We start from the raw sequence: 15,793 nt of genomic DNA, 5'->3' as shown, positions 1-15,793 counted from the left end.
CTGTCTCGTGGGCTCGGAGATGTGTATAAGAGACAGGGCCCGACGGGTTCTCCGCGGGAGACGTCGTCTCCGTGGATGGCTGGAAGGGCACGGGAGTGGTCGAGGAGGTCAGGGGCTCGTCGGTCGTGGTGAGGTTCGGCGTGCTGAGGGTCGAGAGGGCCCCGGGAGATCTCAGGCCGGCGTCCGGTGACGAACCCCGCAGGCTGGAGGCACCCGCGGCCTATTCCGTCGAACCCGTTTCGGGTGAGATCGACATGAGGGGGATGACGTCGGAGGAGGCCCTTGGTTTGCTCGACATGAGGATGGACTCCTGCCTGGCCTCCGGGCTCACGAGGCTGCGCATAATACACGGCAAGGGGAAGGGCGTGCTCATGAAGGCAGTGCACGACTTCCTGAAGAGGGACAGGAGGGTCGCGTCCCACGGCATGGCCGAGCCGCACGAGGGCGGCACGGGCGTGACCATCGCCATCCTGTCGGACAGGCGGTAGCGCGTGTACGACGATGCAGCGGTGTCCAGGGTCAAGGATGCCGCCGACATAGTCGCGGTCATCGGAAGGTACGTGCCTCTCAGCCGAAGCGGTTCCGGTCACAGGGGGCTCTGCCCGTTCCACCGGGAGAAGACGCCCTCCTTCCATGTATCCCCCCAGCGGCAGGCGTTCCACTGTTTCGGTTGCGGGGCCGGGGGCGACGTGTTCACCTTCCTGATGGACTTCCTGGGCGTTTCGTTCCGGGAGGCGCTGGAGGAGCTGGCCTCCGAGTACGGGATCGACGTCTCCGACGTCCCGAGGCAGGCCGACCCGGGTGCGCCGCTCAGGAGGATCCTCGAAGAAGCACATTCCTTCTATGTGCGCTCGCTCGCATCCGGCGGATCCTCGGGCGCCCGCTCCTATCTGGAGAAGAGGGGGATATCGAGCGCCACATCGGAGAGCCTCGGGATAGGATGGGCGCCTCAGGGCGGCGGTCTGCTGAGACATCTCTCGGATCTCGGTTTCTCCTCCAGCACCGCTGTCGAGGCCGGACTCGCCATCCGGCCGGACTCGGGACAGACCTACGAGAGGTTCCGCGAGAGGCTCCTCTTCCCGATTCGTGACAGGAGGGGGAGGACCGTCAGCTTCGGAGGCCGGGCGACCGGTCCGGTCGAACCCAAATACCTCAACGGACCCGACACCCCGGTCTACCACAAGGGCGACCTGCTCTACGGCTACAACGAGGCAAGGGCCTCCGCCAGGGACATGGATACGGTGATTCTCGTCGAGGGCTACTTCGACCATGCCAGGCTCTACCAGGAGGGCCTGCAGTGCGTGGTTGCGACGTGCGGGACCGCGCTCACCCAGCCGCAGGCGAGGCAGCTCGTTTCCCTGGCGCAGGGCGTGGTGGTATGCTACGACGGGGATGCCGCGGGAGCCAAGGCGGCGTTCAGGGCCTGCGAGGTGCTCCTCGCGGAGGGATGCTGGCCCGGAGTGGTCAGGCTGGATGATGGGACCGACCCTGACGACTTCGTGGCATCCCGCGGGATGGAGGCATTCCTTTCGAAGGTCGAGACGGCCTTCGATCCGGTGGCCTTCGCAATGTCCCTCTCGGGGGGCTGGAAGGGGCTGGAGGCCTCCGGCAGGGCTGTGCAGGCGGTGAAGAGGCTCCTGACCCTGGCTTCGAGGGCATCCGGGCCTGTGCTCCGCGAAACGATGCTCAGGAGGATTTCGGATATGACGGGGTACTCCATGGAGACCCTCTCGGCCCAGCTCGAGCAGGAGAGCCCCGAGAGGCCCGCAAGGAGGAGCGTGGAGACGCCCCGGATCGGCGCATCGGACATGTCCCTGCTCAGAGCCCTCATGTCCGGAGCCGACGGAGGGCTGGACGCCGGTCTCGCATCATTCCTCGAGCCCGGCGACTTCGGCCCGGGTCCGGCGCGCGAGCTCTTCGAGATCCTCGCGGCATCCGCGGCCGGGGGCGGGCGCCCGGCATCCGTAGCGGGGATGCCTCCCGGACCGGCATCCCTCTATACCTCCATCGCCGTCGCCCAGGATTCGAAGGGATCCCTCGAAGAGCAGGACAGGGCGAGGATCAGGGAGAGAGTGGAGAGAAGGCGGTCTTCGCAGCGCCTGGCGGAGCTCAGGGAACGCCTCGGGCATGCCGGAGCGGAGGAGAGGAAGGCTATACTGAAGGAGATCTCGGGACTCGGGTCGCCCTCCCGTGATCCGGGTGGGACCGATGCCTGACCTCAGTTCGGGTACCCTCTTCTACAGGGCGATAGATGTAGTGCCCGTGCTCACTCCCGAACTGGAGAACGACATCGCGCAGAGGATGGACGAGGCCAGGGTCGCCATGCTGGAGGCCCTGCTGACCGATCCGGACGGCAGGCACGCATTCCTGGAGCCACTTTCGGCGCTCGCCGCCGGCCTTCCTTCCGATCAGGAGGTGCTCGACAGGGGATACTGGGGTGTCAGGAACGGGCTGCTCCCGGAGGACAGGCGCGACAGCCTGGCCGGAGCCGTCCGCATGATGGAGGATGAAGGCATCTCGGTGGAGACGGTCATGGCCCTCCATCCGAACTGGGAATTCGTGGAGAGGACGGGGGCGGCCCTGCTGGAGAGCCCCCTGCAGACTGCCGCCGCCCCCGGCGGTCGGGCCGCAGAGCGCTTCGAGGCTGCCAGAGTCGACCAGGCCAAGGTCCTGGAGAAGCTCGTCGAGGCCAACATCAGGCTCGTGGTGAAGTGGGCCAGGAGGTACGGCAAGCTCACCCCGGTGGACGAGATGGATCTCGTGCAGGAGGGATGCGAAGGCCTGATATCCGCCGCCAGGAGGTTCGACTTCCACAGGGGCTTCAGGTTCTCCACCTATGCGGTCTGGTGGATCAAGCAGGCGATCCTCAAGTCCCTGATGAGGAACTCGCGGCTCATCCGGATACCGGCCCACGCCACCATCATGCAGAGCGAGGTCAACAGGGTCAGGCACGTGTACCTCGAGCGCCTCGGGCGATATCCCACCGAAGAGGAGCTGGTCGAGGAGGTCGGTGTCACGCTGGAGATGCTGAGGGCGATCCACTGGTCCTCCATGGAGACGCTGTCCCTGGACAAGGCGCTGGGGGAGGACGGCGACTCGACCGTGCACGACCTGATAAGCAGAGCACCCCAGGGCCCGGGCGTCGTCTCCGAGGCCGTGAGGCGCGACCTGCGCGAGAGGGTCGAGAAGGCTCTGGGAACGCTCGACGAGAGGGAGAAGGCGATCGTCATCAGGAAGTTCGGCCTCGACGACTCCGAGCCGGTCACCCTGGCCCAGATCGGGAGGGAGCTCGGTCTGAGCCGTGAGAGGGTGCGCCAGCTCGAGGCCAGGGCGTTCGGAAAGCTGAGGAAGATCGGCATCCTCTTCCCGGAGGACTGCGAGTGAGAACCCCCGCCGCGCCTGCAGTTCTGCTCCCGTTCGCGCTGGCATGCGGAGGGACCCGGGAGCCGGGATCCGTCGAGGAGGCCAGGCTGGCGGTCTTCGGCCCCTCCCTGGTGGAACTGGCGTGCGAGGGCGGTCTCGAGGACAACGTCTGCGGCGTGGACAGGTACACGGAGTGGCCTCCCTCGCTCGACGGGGTGCCCAGGCTCGGCGGGTATCTGGACCCTTCGGCCGAGGCCCTGGCCGTGCTCGATCCGACGGATGTGCTCTCCGTCGGCAGGAATCCAGAGCTGCAGTCGATCTGCGGCCTGATAGGGGCCGAATACCACGCCTTCAGCTTCGACACGTTCGAGGATGTCCTGGCTTCCGTGGAATCCCTGGAAACCGGCTGGGGGGCCGATCTCTCGGGATACCGCGCCGGGCTGACCTCGACCCTCGATTCGATCCGCGAATCCAACGGGGGCAGCGGGCCTTCCGTGGCCGTTGTGGTATGGCACGAGCCCGGCGACGGCATGATGACCCTCGCGGGCCACGGGACCTGGTACGAGGGCCTCCTTCAGAGGATGGGCCTCTCCCTGGCGGCGCCCGATGCGGGAACCTACCCGTCGGTCTCGGTGGAGGGCGTCCTGGCGCTCAGGCCCGGGTTCATACTCCACCTGTTCCCCGGAATGGCCGGTGACAGCGCATCTATCGTCACCGCGGAGAGGGAGTTCTGGGGGGCGGCCGAACTGCCCCCCGGCATGATAGTCTTCGCATTCGACGATTTCATGATGATCCCGGGCTCCAGGCTGCCGGCCATCGCCAGGCGGATCGGCGCGCTGTGCAGCGTCTGACCGTCGAGGACCTGTCGGCCGGATATGGAGGGAACGCCGTCCTGTCGGACATCTCCTTCGGCCTCGAGGAGGGCGGCATCTGCGCCATGATAGGACCCAACGGCGCGGGCAAGAGCACTCTCCTCAGGGCGATCCTGAACCTCGGCACCCTGATGTCGGGCCGGGTCACCATCGCAGGTTCCGATTCGAGGGCCCTCACGAGGCCCGAGATGGCCAGGCTGGCCTCGTTCCTCCCGCAGGAGTACAACCACGGCAGCCGCCTGACCGTGCTGGAGACCGTCCTCCTGGGCAGGCATCCCCACAGGCAGCCCTGGAGCCCCGACAGCGCCGTCGATCTCGGTATCGCGGAGGAGTGCATGGATCTGACCGGGGTGGCGGGTCTGGCGGGACGGCCCTTCTGCGAGCTCTCGGGAGGGGAGAGGCGCCTCGTGATGCTGGCCTCCGCACTTGCCCAGAAACCGGTTCTCCTGCTCCTCGACGAGCCCGCCGCCTCCCTCGACTTCCGTCATCAGATAGACGTCTGGAAGCTGCTGGGGCGCCTCGGGACGATGGGCGTGTCGGTACTGGCCAGCACTCACGAGATAGGCATAGCAGGCAGGTTCGCCACGAGCGTGCTGGCTGTCGCCGGAGGGGGCTCCAGGGCCTTCGGACCTCCGCCGTCGGTCTGTACGGGGGAGATCCTGAGCGACGTGTTCGGGGTCGACCTCGCGGTTTCGCAGGACGGGTACGGCGGGTTCTCGGTCGTGCCGCTGCTCGTGGGCGAGGCGTGAAGACCGGCGGACGGCCCCTTCTCTGGATCAGCCTCGCCCTGCTGGTCCTCTTCGGAGTCCTTCTCTCGCTCTCCTGCGGCCCCCTCGGATTCCCGGACGATGCGCTCGCACTCAGGCTGAGGATCCCCAGGGTCGCGCTCGCGCTGCTGGCCGGATCGTCCCTTGCCGTCTCCGGCTGCATCCTGCAGGGCCTGCTGCGGAACGACCTCGCCACGCCCTATACGCTCGGCATCTCCGCGGGCGCCAGCCTTGCCGCCGGGGCCCTCATAATCCTGGAGCCGATGATGCCGGTCATCGTGTTCCTCGGAGCGGGATCGGCCGGCGCCCTTGCGGCCTCCGCCGCGGTCTGGGCCCTTGCGAGGGCTTCCGGGGGGGGTGATTCTTCCAGGCTGCTGCTCTCCGGAGTCACGGTCAACCTGGTCGGGGCCTCCCTGCTCCTCCTGGTGGAGTACTTCAGCCCCGCCTCCAGGCTGGTGGAGATCATCAGGTGGATGATGGGCGACCTGGCGGCAGTTGACGGCGCAGTTCCGCTCTTCCTCCTGCCGTTCGTCGTGCTGGGGCTGTCGCTGGCCCTTCCGAGGTCGGGCACCCTCAATCAGCTGTCGATGGGCGACGACCTGGCCGCCTCGCGCGGTGTCAGAGTGAGGACGGAGAGGAACGCCCTCCTGCTGGCCGCCTCGCTCCTGGCCGGTGGAGCCGTGGGTGCGGTCGGGCCGGTAGGATTCGTCGGGCTGATCGTGCCGCATGTCATGCGGAGGTTCGCCGGATCGGACAACAGGGTCCTGCTTCCCGCATCCGCGCTCGGCGGCATGGCGGTGCTGCTCCTGGCCGATGTCGTCTCCAGGGTGGTCGCGGCGCCCGCGGAGATCCCGATCGGGATCGTCATGTCCCTTCTCGGGGGCCCGTTCTTCCTGGCCCTCCTGTTCAGGGAGGGCGGCGGAGGGACCTAGATCAGTATCCCGCCGGGAGCACCGGTTCGGGCTCCTGCGAGTTCCTGCTCTCTCTGAGCGCCTGCTCGAATTCCGCCCTCAGATCCTCGACCGATGCGTCCTCCCTCAGGATGTCCAGGAGGCTCAGGACAGCCAGGGAACCGTGTCCGGTCTGCACTCCGAGGTACATCGGGGCGAGAACGGCCGGATCGGAGGGCATGGGCAGCTCGTTTCTGCTCACTATCTCGGCGATCATGGCGCCACCGCCCGTCCTGAACGGCCCTATCGGGGTGAGGAGGGGCTCGGTCAGTGCGGCCAGGGCGAAGTCGGCGCTGGCGAGCAGTCCGCCGTAGGACTCCGGGTCGGACAGGGAGGCGTTCCGTACATCCCGGGCGGTGAACTCCGGAGTCGTTCCTATCGGGAGCGACTCGGCGGAGGCATAGATGCCGAGCGAGACCCCGGACGCCTCCATCTCCGCCAGGGCCCGCGAGGCCTCCGCCATCGAGGATTCCGCAGCGGCGGCGGTATATGCCGTCATCAGGAGTTCGCCGGACGACTCGACCTCCTCGAACGGCACGAGGCGCGTTTCGAGGTTCCTGTCGAGCATCCTCGCCACTATGAGGGCCGGATAGCCGCCCCTGTACGAGGGGGAGAAGAAGACCGGCCCGATGGAGTCCACCCAGGCGGTGTCGAGCGCGAAGGCCCTCATGCCCTCCGGGATGCCTTCGGGCAGCGCCCCGTTCTCCTCTATGTAGAGTTCGCCCCAGTCCATCACCATGAGGGATTCGGCCATCGGGACGGAGCCGGCGAGCAGCCCGGACATGTTGTCCTCGACTCCCTGCACGGTCGCGTAGAGCGCATCCCGGCCGGGCAGGACCGGCGACTCCCAGTGGAGCACGGTGAGCGTGTCACCGGCGCCCGGATCCTCCAACGAAGGAGCGATCGACGTGATCATCACCCTGTGGGCGGAAGGCACGCCGGTTCCGCGCATCGACAGGCCTGTGAACCCCTGCGAGAGGCTGCCGGCCGGCGGGATGGAATCCGCTCCCATGAAGGCGAGCATGTTGCCGCGGGTGATCAGCATCGTGTCGGGGGAGGACTGGGACATGGCGAGCGAATCCACGACACCCTGCGCGGTTTCGATGTCCGAAGAGCCGGGCTGCACTGCGATCACGGCATATCTGACCCTGGCGTTGGGCGGATAGGTGAAGAGCTCGGCGTGCGAGTCGTAGAAGGACCTGAGCTCCTCGGGGCCCGGGATCGGGGGGGTGGCCCGGAATGCCACGAACCTGGCCGTGACGGGCATGTACGAGGATGCGATGAAGTACGACAGTTCGGCCCGCGGAGCCATGTTCTGCATGCGGCCGGCGGCCGGGAACATGGCCGCCCTCATCTGCAGCACGTTCTGGTAGAACTGCGACTGGAACCCGGGTGTCTCCGAGAACTGCCGCCAGGCGGCATCTACGTCGGTGGTGCCCATCATCTCGAGGATGGCCCTTATGTATGCCTCGCCAGACACCTCGTCGGGCATGCTCCAGCGGATCCTGCGCAGATAGGCGTCGCGGAGCCGGTTGTCCACCATCTCGTCGAAGGCGGCATCCTGGATCCTGTACGACATGGCAGACAGCTCCGACTGGGGGTCGGGGTGGCCCGCGGCCTGCATCTGGCTCTCGAGCCTCGTGTACATGGAGGATATGCTTGCGTCGTACTCCTCGGGCGGGACATCCTGTCCATCCACCCGTGCGATCGCGCCGAGCGCCCCGCCCCTGTTCCTGTTGCGGCCGGTGCCCCAGTCGACGAAGATGAGGACCACGAAAGTGACAATTATGGCTATGAGGAATATCTTCGCGTTGTCTCGAAACCAGGTCAGCATCTTTATCTCCCGATTGTTGGCCGCCGTCCGCGATTGATCCGCAACAATAAGGACGGGAGGTCGGCAGGGCAAGCCTGCGGAGGGATATTGAAGGCTTCTTCGCTTCAGGGCTTCATGGACAGCGTCGGGAAGGCAGGTCCGGGATCGGTCTTCCTCGCCTGTGGAACCGAGCAGGTGCAGCTCTCGAGGGTGAGGGACGCGGTGAGGAGACGGTTCTGCTCCGAACTCGGATTCGAGTATGGAGCCGTTCCTCCCGACGAGGCCGAACCCGGCCTGATCACGAGGATGCTCGAGGAGCCCTCGCTGTTCGCCCCCGGCAGGCTCCTGAGGCTTCCGGAGGCCGACAGGCTGCCGGCCGCCGTCAGGCGCGAACTCGTCGAGGCCGCTTCGGCTTCCGGACGGGTGGACGCCATCCTCGTCGAATCCACCGAGACAGCGCTCCGCAACTCCTTCAACGCATCCCTGGACGGGCTCCCCGGAGCCGTCTCCTATGTATGCTGGGATCCTTTCGAGAGGGACATGCCCAGGTGGTGCGACCTGCTGGCAGGGGAGCACGGTCTCGCGCTCACAGCCGGGAGCAGGAGCGCCCTGGTGGCCTGGGCCGGAGGCAGCCTGTCGAGGCTCGACGACGCCGTGAGGACCGCTGCCGTCTTCTCCGGCGGCAGGACTCTGTCCCAGGCCGAGATGGCGGGGCTCCTCACCGGAGTCGCGGACCCCGGCGTGTTCGATCTGGCGGACGAGATCTGGTCGGGGCGCAGGGGGCGCGCACTGGCCCTTGCATGGAGGCTTCTGCAGGCCGGGGAGGAGCCGGTCGCTCTGCTGGCGCTGATCCAGAGACAGTGGGAGAAGCTCGAGGCCGCGAGGTCGATACTCGCCTCCGGCGGCGGGCGGAGGGAGATCGAGAGGGAGACCGGCCTGCCCCGGGGCGCCTCGGACCGTCTTGCCGATGCTGCGGCGAAGACGTCGGTCCCGCCGCAATGGATCGCATCGGAAGCCCTGGCGTCCTCCGACCATAAGCTGAAGACGGGGGGTGAACCCTTCACGGTGCTCGCCGCGCTGATACACTCCTTGACACCGGAACAAAAAGTATATTGACTACGTGAACTGCGGGCGTCCGCGTCCGCGGCCGGACTCGGACCAGGACAATAGGCGTGAGCCCCTGCCTGCTTCTGCAGGTCCATCAGTCCCTCGAGAGGAGTTGACATGGCGGAGGTTCTTGAGGAGAAGATCCAGGAGCTGCTGTCCAGCCGTACCGAGCTCGCCGACAGGCTGGCCAACCTGGAGAAGCTGAAGGCAGAAACCAACGAGAGGGTTTACAAGAGGATCCGGCAGGATTATCAGGACCAGCTCGACAGCGTCCTCAGTTCGATCTCCGCCGAGAGGGGGACCCTCGAGGGCAAGGTCGCGGAGCTGAAGAAGGAGATCGAGCAGAGGGAGCGTCGCTACACCGAGGAGAGCGACAAGGTCGACGAGCTCAACCTCAGGGCGAAGCTGAAGGAATACGACGCCAACGACGGGTCCTTCCGCGCCGAACTCGAGGACGCCAGGCACTCCAGGGCCGCCACCGGAGCCGAGCTCGAGAAACTGCGCTCGGAGCTGGGCGATCTCAACAAGGTTCTCAAGGACGTCGACGAAGCCACCTCGGCCCGCAAGTCGGCCTCGGCTTCCAGGGCCGCCAAGGAGGCCCCCGTCGAGGAGCCGGTGGATCTCGAGATCGACGAGGAGATCGAGGAGGAGCCGTCAGCCGGTTCCGAGACCAAGTGCCCTTCCTGCGGCCACGTCAATCCTCCACAGAAGCTCTTCTGCGAGAACTGCGGCAGTTCGCTCGACGAAGAGGAGCCGCTGGACGAGGACTTCGACCTGGTGGACGACGACCTCGACCTCTAGGCGATCCGCCCGGAAGGTCGCGGAGCCTGTGGCGATGCCGTCACGGAGGCCGTCTGTGTCACATCCTGCCCCCGAGGATCATCTCGAGTATCTGGACTGCGTTGAGGGCGGCGCCCTTCCTCACGTTGTCGGCCGTGATCCACATCTGGATCACGGATCCGTCGGAGGGGCTCCTCCTCACGCGACCGACATGCACGCCGTCCCTGCCCTCGACCTCCGCCGGCGCGAGGCCCTGCCCGAGGAGCACCACTCCGGGTGCCCCGGAGAGAACCCCGCAGACCGCGGAGACTTCGATCCTCTCCCTGAACCTGATGGTGACGGATTCGAGGTGTCCCACGCGCACCGGCACCCTGGCGCAGGCCGGGAACACGGGGAAGCTCTTCCCGATGATCTTGGCCGTCTCCCGCGAGAGCTTGCTCTCCTCCTCGCAGTAGAGGTCCCCGTCCAGGGATCCGATCGAGGTGAGGACGTTCCGGTGGTACATCTCACCCCTGCTTCTCCCGGAGAGCCCCTTCTCCTCCTTTTCGAGCTCCGCGAGGGCGGGCGAGCCTCCCCCCGAGACGGACTGGTACGTGGAAACGGCGGCCCATTCGATGTCGAACGCCGCGGCGAGCGGCGCCAGGGCCACCACGAGCTGTATCGTGGAACAGTTCGGGTTGGCTATGAGCCTGCACCCGGCCGGGACTGCCCCGGGGTTCACCTCGGTGACCACGAGAGGGACTCCGGGATCCATCCTGTATCTGGAGGAGTTGTCGATCACGACGGCGCCCCTGGCAACGGCCCGCGGAACCCATTCCCCGGCAGCCTCGGCGGCCGTGGCGCCGAGCAGGAAATCGCCCGCACCCACCGCTTCGTCGGTGAACGCGGAGACACGCACCTCGGCATCGCCGTAGGGCACGGTCCTGCCCTCGGAGGATCCGGAGGCGAACGCGAGGAAGGACGATGCTGGGAGATCGAACCGATCGCGCACGATGCGGGCCATCTCCCTCCCGACGAGACCTGTCGCTCCCACGACACCTATCCGCATCAGATCCACCCCCGGAATGCGACTGTGAGGATCACGAGTCCGAACCGCACAACCGTTTCCATGATCGCCGCGGTTCTGCTCGCATCGGCCTGCTCGGGCACCAGGATAATCGATTACAGGAGGTCGGAGGTAGCCCGCGACGGCGGTTCGATAACGGCCGTACCCCTCCCGGGGATCATCGGAGGTGCGAGATCCTCGGTCGACTGGGCCCCGGCCGACGAGTTCCCCATGACGCTGGCGGACCGGAGCGACATCACATACAGGCCCGACCGGTTCCCCGGCTCTCCCGGCATAGCGAAGCTCGTCGAGAAGATCCTCCAGGACGAGGGGGTCCCGCGTGAGCTGGCCGCCCTGCCCTGGATCGAGAGCAGCTACCAGGTGGGCTGCTACTCGAGCGCCGGGGCGGCGGGCCCGTGGCAGATCATGCGCGGCACCGGGACGCAGCTCGATCTCCGCATGGACTCCGAGATCGACGAGCGATACTCCTGGACGGCATCGACCAGGGCCGCGGCCAGGTATCTGCAGTACCTGCACGGCCTCTTCGGGAGCTGGGGCCTGGCACTCGCAGCCTACAACTGCGGCGAGGGGGCCGTCCAGAGGGCATCCTCGCGCGGGACGACGTCGCTCGAGAACCTCGATCTGCCGGGTGAGACGCGCAGCTTCGTGCCCAGGTTCGCCAACGCTCTGCGGGCCTACCAGTCCGTCGACATGACCGGCGATTCGCTGGCCGTCATCTGGGCTCCACCGGGCCTCGACCTCAGGCTGCTGGCCGCCTCGGCCGGCATCCCCCCGGAGAGCCTCGTGATGCTGAACCGCGAGTTCCTGAACGAGCGGACCCCTTCCTACGGCGACGGCTGGGAGATGATTGTCCCCGCCCAGGCAGCCTCGGCCGCCTATTCGACGGCATGGACGATGGACACCGGCGGATACCAGGTCGGGGAGGGCGACACGTGGGATTCGATCTCCCTCGCTCTCGGTGTCGAAAACGCCGATCTGCGGGCCGCCAACCCGACGGCGTCCCTGGTGCCTGGCACGAGGCTCGTCCTCCCCGAGCCCGAATCGATCCCGGTGAATGTCGAGAGCGGCGAGAACGAGGGCTACTTCTACTACACCATCCGGTCGGGCGACACCCTCAGCGGCATCGCCCAGACCGTCGGCGCCAGCTCGGCGGAGGTCGCCGGCTGGAACGAGATGTCCCGGGATGCCATCATACATCCCGGGCAGCGGATCCTCCTGAGGGGGACGCCTCCGGCCGGGGCCGGGGCGGCTCCCGCCCCCGCCCCCTCCTCGGCGGCGCAGTCCGCCGATGCTGGTGTTACGCACACGGTCGTCCAGGGCGACACGCTCTGGGACCTCTCGATCAGGTACGGCGTTTCGGTCGAGCAGATCCAGGCTCTCAACCAGATGTCCGGAAACAATCTGAGGATCGGCCAGGTTCTCGTGATCCGGGTAGTGGAGTAGGATCGCGATGGCTCTATTCGAAAGCAAGCAGAGAAGGCTCTTCAAGGTCATCAAGTCCATGGCTGACTCCGGAAACGTCGACCAGGCCGCCACCAAGGTCGAGCAGGATCTCAAGATACTTCTCGAGACGCCGGAACTGGCCCGCGAACTCGTGGCTTTCCTCATGGACATCGGGTATCCCGACCTGTCGGCCAGGGCCGGCGAGGAGATCATCCGTCTCCACAGGGACCTGGCCACGCCGGTCGTCAGACTGCTCGAGGACAGGCAGGCCGACTTCCCCCGGTCCTTCGAGCTGCTCCGGACCCTGTGGCAGATCAAGCTGCGCCAGCGCGACTACACCGGTGCGATAGAACTGCTGAACCGGGTCGACAGATCCGCCGAGACCAAGCTGTTCGACGCCCTGGAGTCCGGTGCCAGGAGCGCCGAGCGGTTCGCCACCGACAAGCTGCTCGAGGGCGACATCGACAGGTACGTCGGGTGGAGCCTCGCCCAGTTCCGCAAGGGCAGGGTGCAGGAGGCCCTGGATACGCTTCTCCGCGCAGCCCAGAAGTCCGCCAGGGCCGACGAGAGGATCCCGTCCGTGGTGGAATGGATCGCCACGAGGAAGGGCGACGCCCGCGACCCTCTCGGAGTGCTCTATCTCGTCAGGGTGTACCTTGCGTTCGAGAACGCCGAGCTGGCCCTGCGCAACCTCCCGGACCTCTTCGAGGCGCCGGTGGACATCGTCAACAGCACTCTCGCCGTCGTCGAGAAGGATCTGATCCCCCTCGACCTCACGAACAAGAGCAGGATCTACTTCGTCAGGCTCCTCGCCTCCGCCGAGCGCTTCGACGACGCCGCGCGGGAGCTCGAGCGCCTCTTCGAGGAGGGCGACAGGACGCTCGATTTCGAAGCCGCCCTGCGCGACCTCGTCTCGAAGGCCCAGGCGAACGCCCGCCCGCATCTCCTCATGGCCAGATACAAGAAGGACCGCGGAGAGAACACCAGTGCGCTGGATTCCCTCGAGAAGGCCTTCACCTGCGAGGATGCGGCGTCCAGCCCCCTTGGGGAGACCGCCGCGGCCTTCCTCGACCAGGGCATCGACAGGGACGACAGCATCGCCAGGAAGCTCGCGGAGTTCATGACAGAGCGCGGAACCGTCTCCGACGCGGTCTCCGCCCTGTGCCGGCTCGTGGCCGGAGATCCCGAGTGGGTCCAGGGGATGATCCAGAAGCTGCTCCTCAAGGACAAGAACAGTGCCGAAGTGCTCACCCTGCTGGCCGTCACGATGCAGGTCCGCGGCAGGGAGTCAGAGGCTGCGGCCACCATGCAGCACCTCCAGGACCGCAAGGACAGGAAGTCGCGCGAGGACATCGTCCATGTCCTGAGCCACTTCGACGGGCTGATGGAGCAGTATCCCGGCCTCCGCAGGATGAGGGCATCCGTGCGTGGAGTGGCGGGTCGCGAGGGGGAGGCCGCATCCGACTGGTTCTCCCTCCTTCTTGCGGGCGAAACCGTGCCCGAACGCGGCCTCGAGGACATCAGGGAGTCGAACCTGCACATCCGCAGGGCCGACGAGCTCCTGGCGTCGGGATTCTCGCCCGAGACCCCCCAGGAGGCCCTGCTGGGCGCCGTGGCCGCCATCTCCCGGAACATGTTCGACAAGGCCGACACCTGGCTGATCAAGGCCTGTTCGGACGCGAACCTGGCACCCGCCGTGGCCGGCCAGGTCTCCGTGCTGCCCGATACATCGCTCGCCAGGCTCAGCCTCGAGGTCCTGCTGCCCATATTCGCCGACACCGGAGCCGCGAAGACCGCGGCCGACATCATCCTCCGCACGAGCGGATCCGACGTCTGGAGGATGGACCTCGTCTCCAGGCTCGCCTGGGGCGACCCCCCGGCCGAGGTGCTGTTCAGGCTTCGCGCCTTCCTCGCCGAGGGAAAGCTGGCCCTCGCCGGCGGCGCCCTGGGTTCCTCGGACATCAAGGATCCGGCCCTCACGGGACTGGCGGAATTCTGCAGGCGCATCTCGGCCGGCGACATCGAGGGCGGGCTGACCCATCTCGGCGACGTAGTGGACGACAGGCGCACAAGCGGTCTTGCATCGGCCGTCCTGGAGACTCTTCTCGACGATCCGGGAAAACACGGTGCACAGGTCAGGATGTTCCTGGCGAAGGCCTCGGCCACGAACGGGCGGTATTCGGAAGCCTGCGCCTGGCTCCAGCCCGTCCTGACCTCGCCCGGCGTGACCGACCTCCTCGAGCAGCTCGCACATGCCAGCCCCGGCATGGTCGACGCTCCTCTCATGCTCGTGAGGGCGGCAGCGCTGTCCGACGACTTCGACCGGCTCCGCAGGTTCTCGTCCATGGTGCTAGAGATGAACGCGGGGAAGGCCGCGGAGATAGCCGCCATCTGCGAATCCAGCGGCAGCGAGAGGGGATCCGGCCAGTGCCTGGCGTATGCCGCCGAGCTCTCCGACCGCTACCAGCTCCAGCTGGATCCCGATGCGCTCCTGGTCAAGGCGGTGCTGGCGGACCCCTCGCTGGCTTCGACCGCTCTCCTGAGGAAGGGCGGCGGTCCCTCCCTCAAGGCGGTGTGCGCCATAGCCACCGCCAATGCGGCGGCCTTCTCCGATACCATGAGGAGGCGTCAGGGTCTGAGCGTGCCGGTTTCCCGCACGCTTGCCGAACGCGCCCTCGAACAGTGGCAGGCCGGCAGGGACGACGAGGCGATGTCGCACCTCGCTGGAGTCTTCGCGGCCTGCGACATGCGCGACATGGAGACGGCCGTCCTCAAGAAGCTCGCATGCGACGGCATCGGAGCCTGGCGCACCACCGCGGCCGAACGCCTCCTCGAAGACACCCACGATGGCAGGATTACACGGATGGAGTTCTGGAACTCCGTCCGCGACCGTTCAGTGATTGAGAAGGCGGTCGAGGGGAGGCTCGGGGAGGATCTGAGAAACGGCCGCGCGCCTGCAGCCGAAGTTTCGGCCGCGGCAGGCGCGGTCCTCGCTTCGGGTCTCGAGATAGAGAGGCTGCTGGGCTTCGGCGAGCTCCTGCTGGACGCCGGCGGCGGCGGCGGGGGAATGCTCGGCGACATAGCCCGCGCGGGGTACGAGAAGTGGAAGGCCTCCTCCCCGCCGGTCCCGCCTTCATTCGACCTGGTGAAGCTCCTCGTCTCGGCCGGCATGATGCCGGAGGCGGCGGAGGCCGCCTGGTCGAGGATGGACGACAAGATGCTGTCGCTGGTCAGGGGTGGTCTCCAGAAGAAGAGATCCTCCGCTTCCGGGACCGGGCTCTCCGCCGCCAGGGATCTGCTCCTCTCCGGCAGGGCCGCAGAGGCGCTCGCCGCCCTTCCCGGAGGAGATGACGCCGGAGCCGAGGCTGCCGACATCTCCGCCACCGCGCTCTGGAGGCTCGGCCGCAGGAGCGCGGCCATCGACCAGTGGATCGAGGCATTCCGGAGGACCGGAGACGCAATCCTGCTCCAGAGGCTCCACTGGGCTCTCGGCGAGGCCGGCTATCCCGCCGACCGGGCCGCCCTGGAGCGTTTCGTGGAATCGAGACACAGGAACCTGATCCCCGGGCTGGGCGGCGGCGCCGCTCCCGCGGGAAGGCTCTCGACGATATCAACGGTGTGATGAAGCGAGA

At 67.0% G+C, this 15,793-nt stretch carries 12 protein-coding genes; 10 read left to right on the top strand and 2 right to left on the bottom strand.

Translation table 11 applies throughout. The features are described from left to right. The first annotated feature begins 71 nt into the window (after nt 1–71). From QUS11_05580 to QUS11_05555, 6 genes are read left to right on the top strand one after another with little or no spacing between them, the layout of a single operon-like run. A complete protein-coding gene (locus QUS11_05580; GenBank protein MDM7992766.1) occupies nt 72–488 on the top strand; it encodes a Smr/MutS family protein in 417 nt (138 codons plus the stop codon). A gap of 3 nt (nt 489–491) precedes the next feature. Beyond that, a complete protein-coding gene (dnaG, locus tag QUS11_05575; protein ID MDM7992765.1) occupies nt 492–2,216 on the top strand; it encodes a DNA primase in 1,725 nt (574 codons plus the stop codon). Then, complete coding sequence (locus QUS11_05570; GenBank protein ID MDM7992764.1) at nt 2,209–3,384, top strand: RNA polymerase sigma factor RpoD/SigA; 1,176 nt, start codon at nt 2,209–2,211, stop codon at nt 3,382–3,384. The genes dnaG and QUS11_05570 overlap by 8 nt, the downstream gene beginning before the upstream one ends. Further along, nucleotides 3,381–4,214, top strand: a complete 834-nt coding sequence (locus tag QUS11_05565; protein MDM7992763.1) for a hypothetical protein — start codon at nt 3,381–3,383, stop codon at nt 4,212–4,214. Before QUS11_05570 ends, QUS11_05565 begins: the two co-directional genes overlap by 4 nt. Continuing rightward, nucleotides 4,202–4,984 (top strand): ABC transporter ATP-binding protein, encoded by a 783-nt coding sequence (locus tag QUS11_05560; protein ID MDM7992762.1) that lies wholly within the window; start codon nt 4,202–4,204, stop codon nt 4,982–4,984. The genes QUS11_05565 and QUS11_05560 overlap by 13 nt, the downstream gene beginning before the upstream one ends. Then, nucleotides 4,981–5,934 (top strand): iron ABC transporter permease, encoded by a 954-nt coding sequence (locus tag QUS11_05555; GenBank protein MDM7992761.1) that lies wholly within the window; start codon nt 4,981–4,983, stop codon nt 5,932–5,934. The genes QUS11_05560 and QUS11_05555 overlap by 4 nt, the downstream gene beginning before the upstream one ends. Before the next feature lies 1 nt (nt 5,935). Here the strand turns inward: QUS11_05555 and QUS11_05550 are convergent, their stop codons facing one another. Further along, nucleotides 5,936–7,786, bottom strand: coding sequence for a SurA N-terminal domain-containing protein (locus tag QUS11_05550; GenBank protein MDM7992760.1), 1,851 nt, complete (start codon nt 7,784–7,786; stop codon nt 5,936–5,938). Between the two features lie 87 nt (nt 7,787–7,873). Between QUS11_05550 and QUS11_05545 the strand changes: the two genes are divergently transcribed. Together QUS11_05545 and QUS11_05540 are read left to right on the top strand one after the other, a co-directional pair. After that, complete coding sequence (locus tag QUS11_05545; protein MDM7992759.1) at nt 7,874–8,881, top strand: hypothetical protein; 1,008 nt, start codon at nt 7,874–7,876, stop codon at nt 8,879–8,881. Nucleotides 8,882–8,989: 108 nt separating this feature from the next. Further along, on the top strand, nt 8,990–9,673 hold the full coding sequence (locus tag QUS11_05540; protein ID MDM7992758.1) for a hypothetical protein: 684 nt from the start codon (nt 8,990–8,992) through the stop codon (nt 9,671–9,673). 58 nt (nt 9,674–9,731) lie between these two features. Here the strand turns inward: QUS11_05540 and QUS11_05535 are convergent, their stop codons facing one another. After that, complete coding sequence (locus QUS11_05535; GenBank protein ID MDM7992757.1) at nt 9,732–10,700, bottom strand: aspartate-semialdehyde dehydrogenase; 969 nt, start codon at nt 10,698–10,700, stop codon at nt 9,732–9,734. Between the two features lie 60 nt (nt 10,701–10,760). Between QUS11_05535 and QUS11_05530 the strand changes: the two genes are divergently transcribed. Next, nucleotides 10,761–12,161, top strand: a complete 1,401-nt coding sequence (locus QUS11_05530; protein ID MDM7992756.1) for a LysM peptidoglycan-binding domain-containing protein — start codon at nt 10,761–10,763, stop codon at nt 12,159–12,161. A 7-nt stretch (nt 12,162–12,168) separates the two neighbouring features. Further along, nucleotides 12,169–15,783, top strand: a complete 3,615-nt coding sequence (locus QUS11_05525; protein MDM7992755.1) for a hypothetical protein — start codon at nt 12,169–12,171, stop codon at nt 15,781–15,783. Nucleotides 15,784–15,793: the final 10 nt, after the last annotated feature.

Origin of the sequence: Candidatus Fermentibacter sp., from assembly GCA_030373045.1 — a bacterium.
Lineage (GTDB): Bacteria > Fermentibacterota > Fermentibacteria > Fermentibacterales > Fermentibacteraceae > Fermentibacter.
This window is presented reverse-complemented; position numbering and strand designations above follow the sequence as displayed.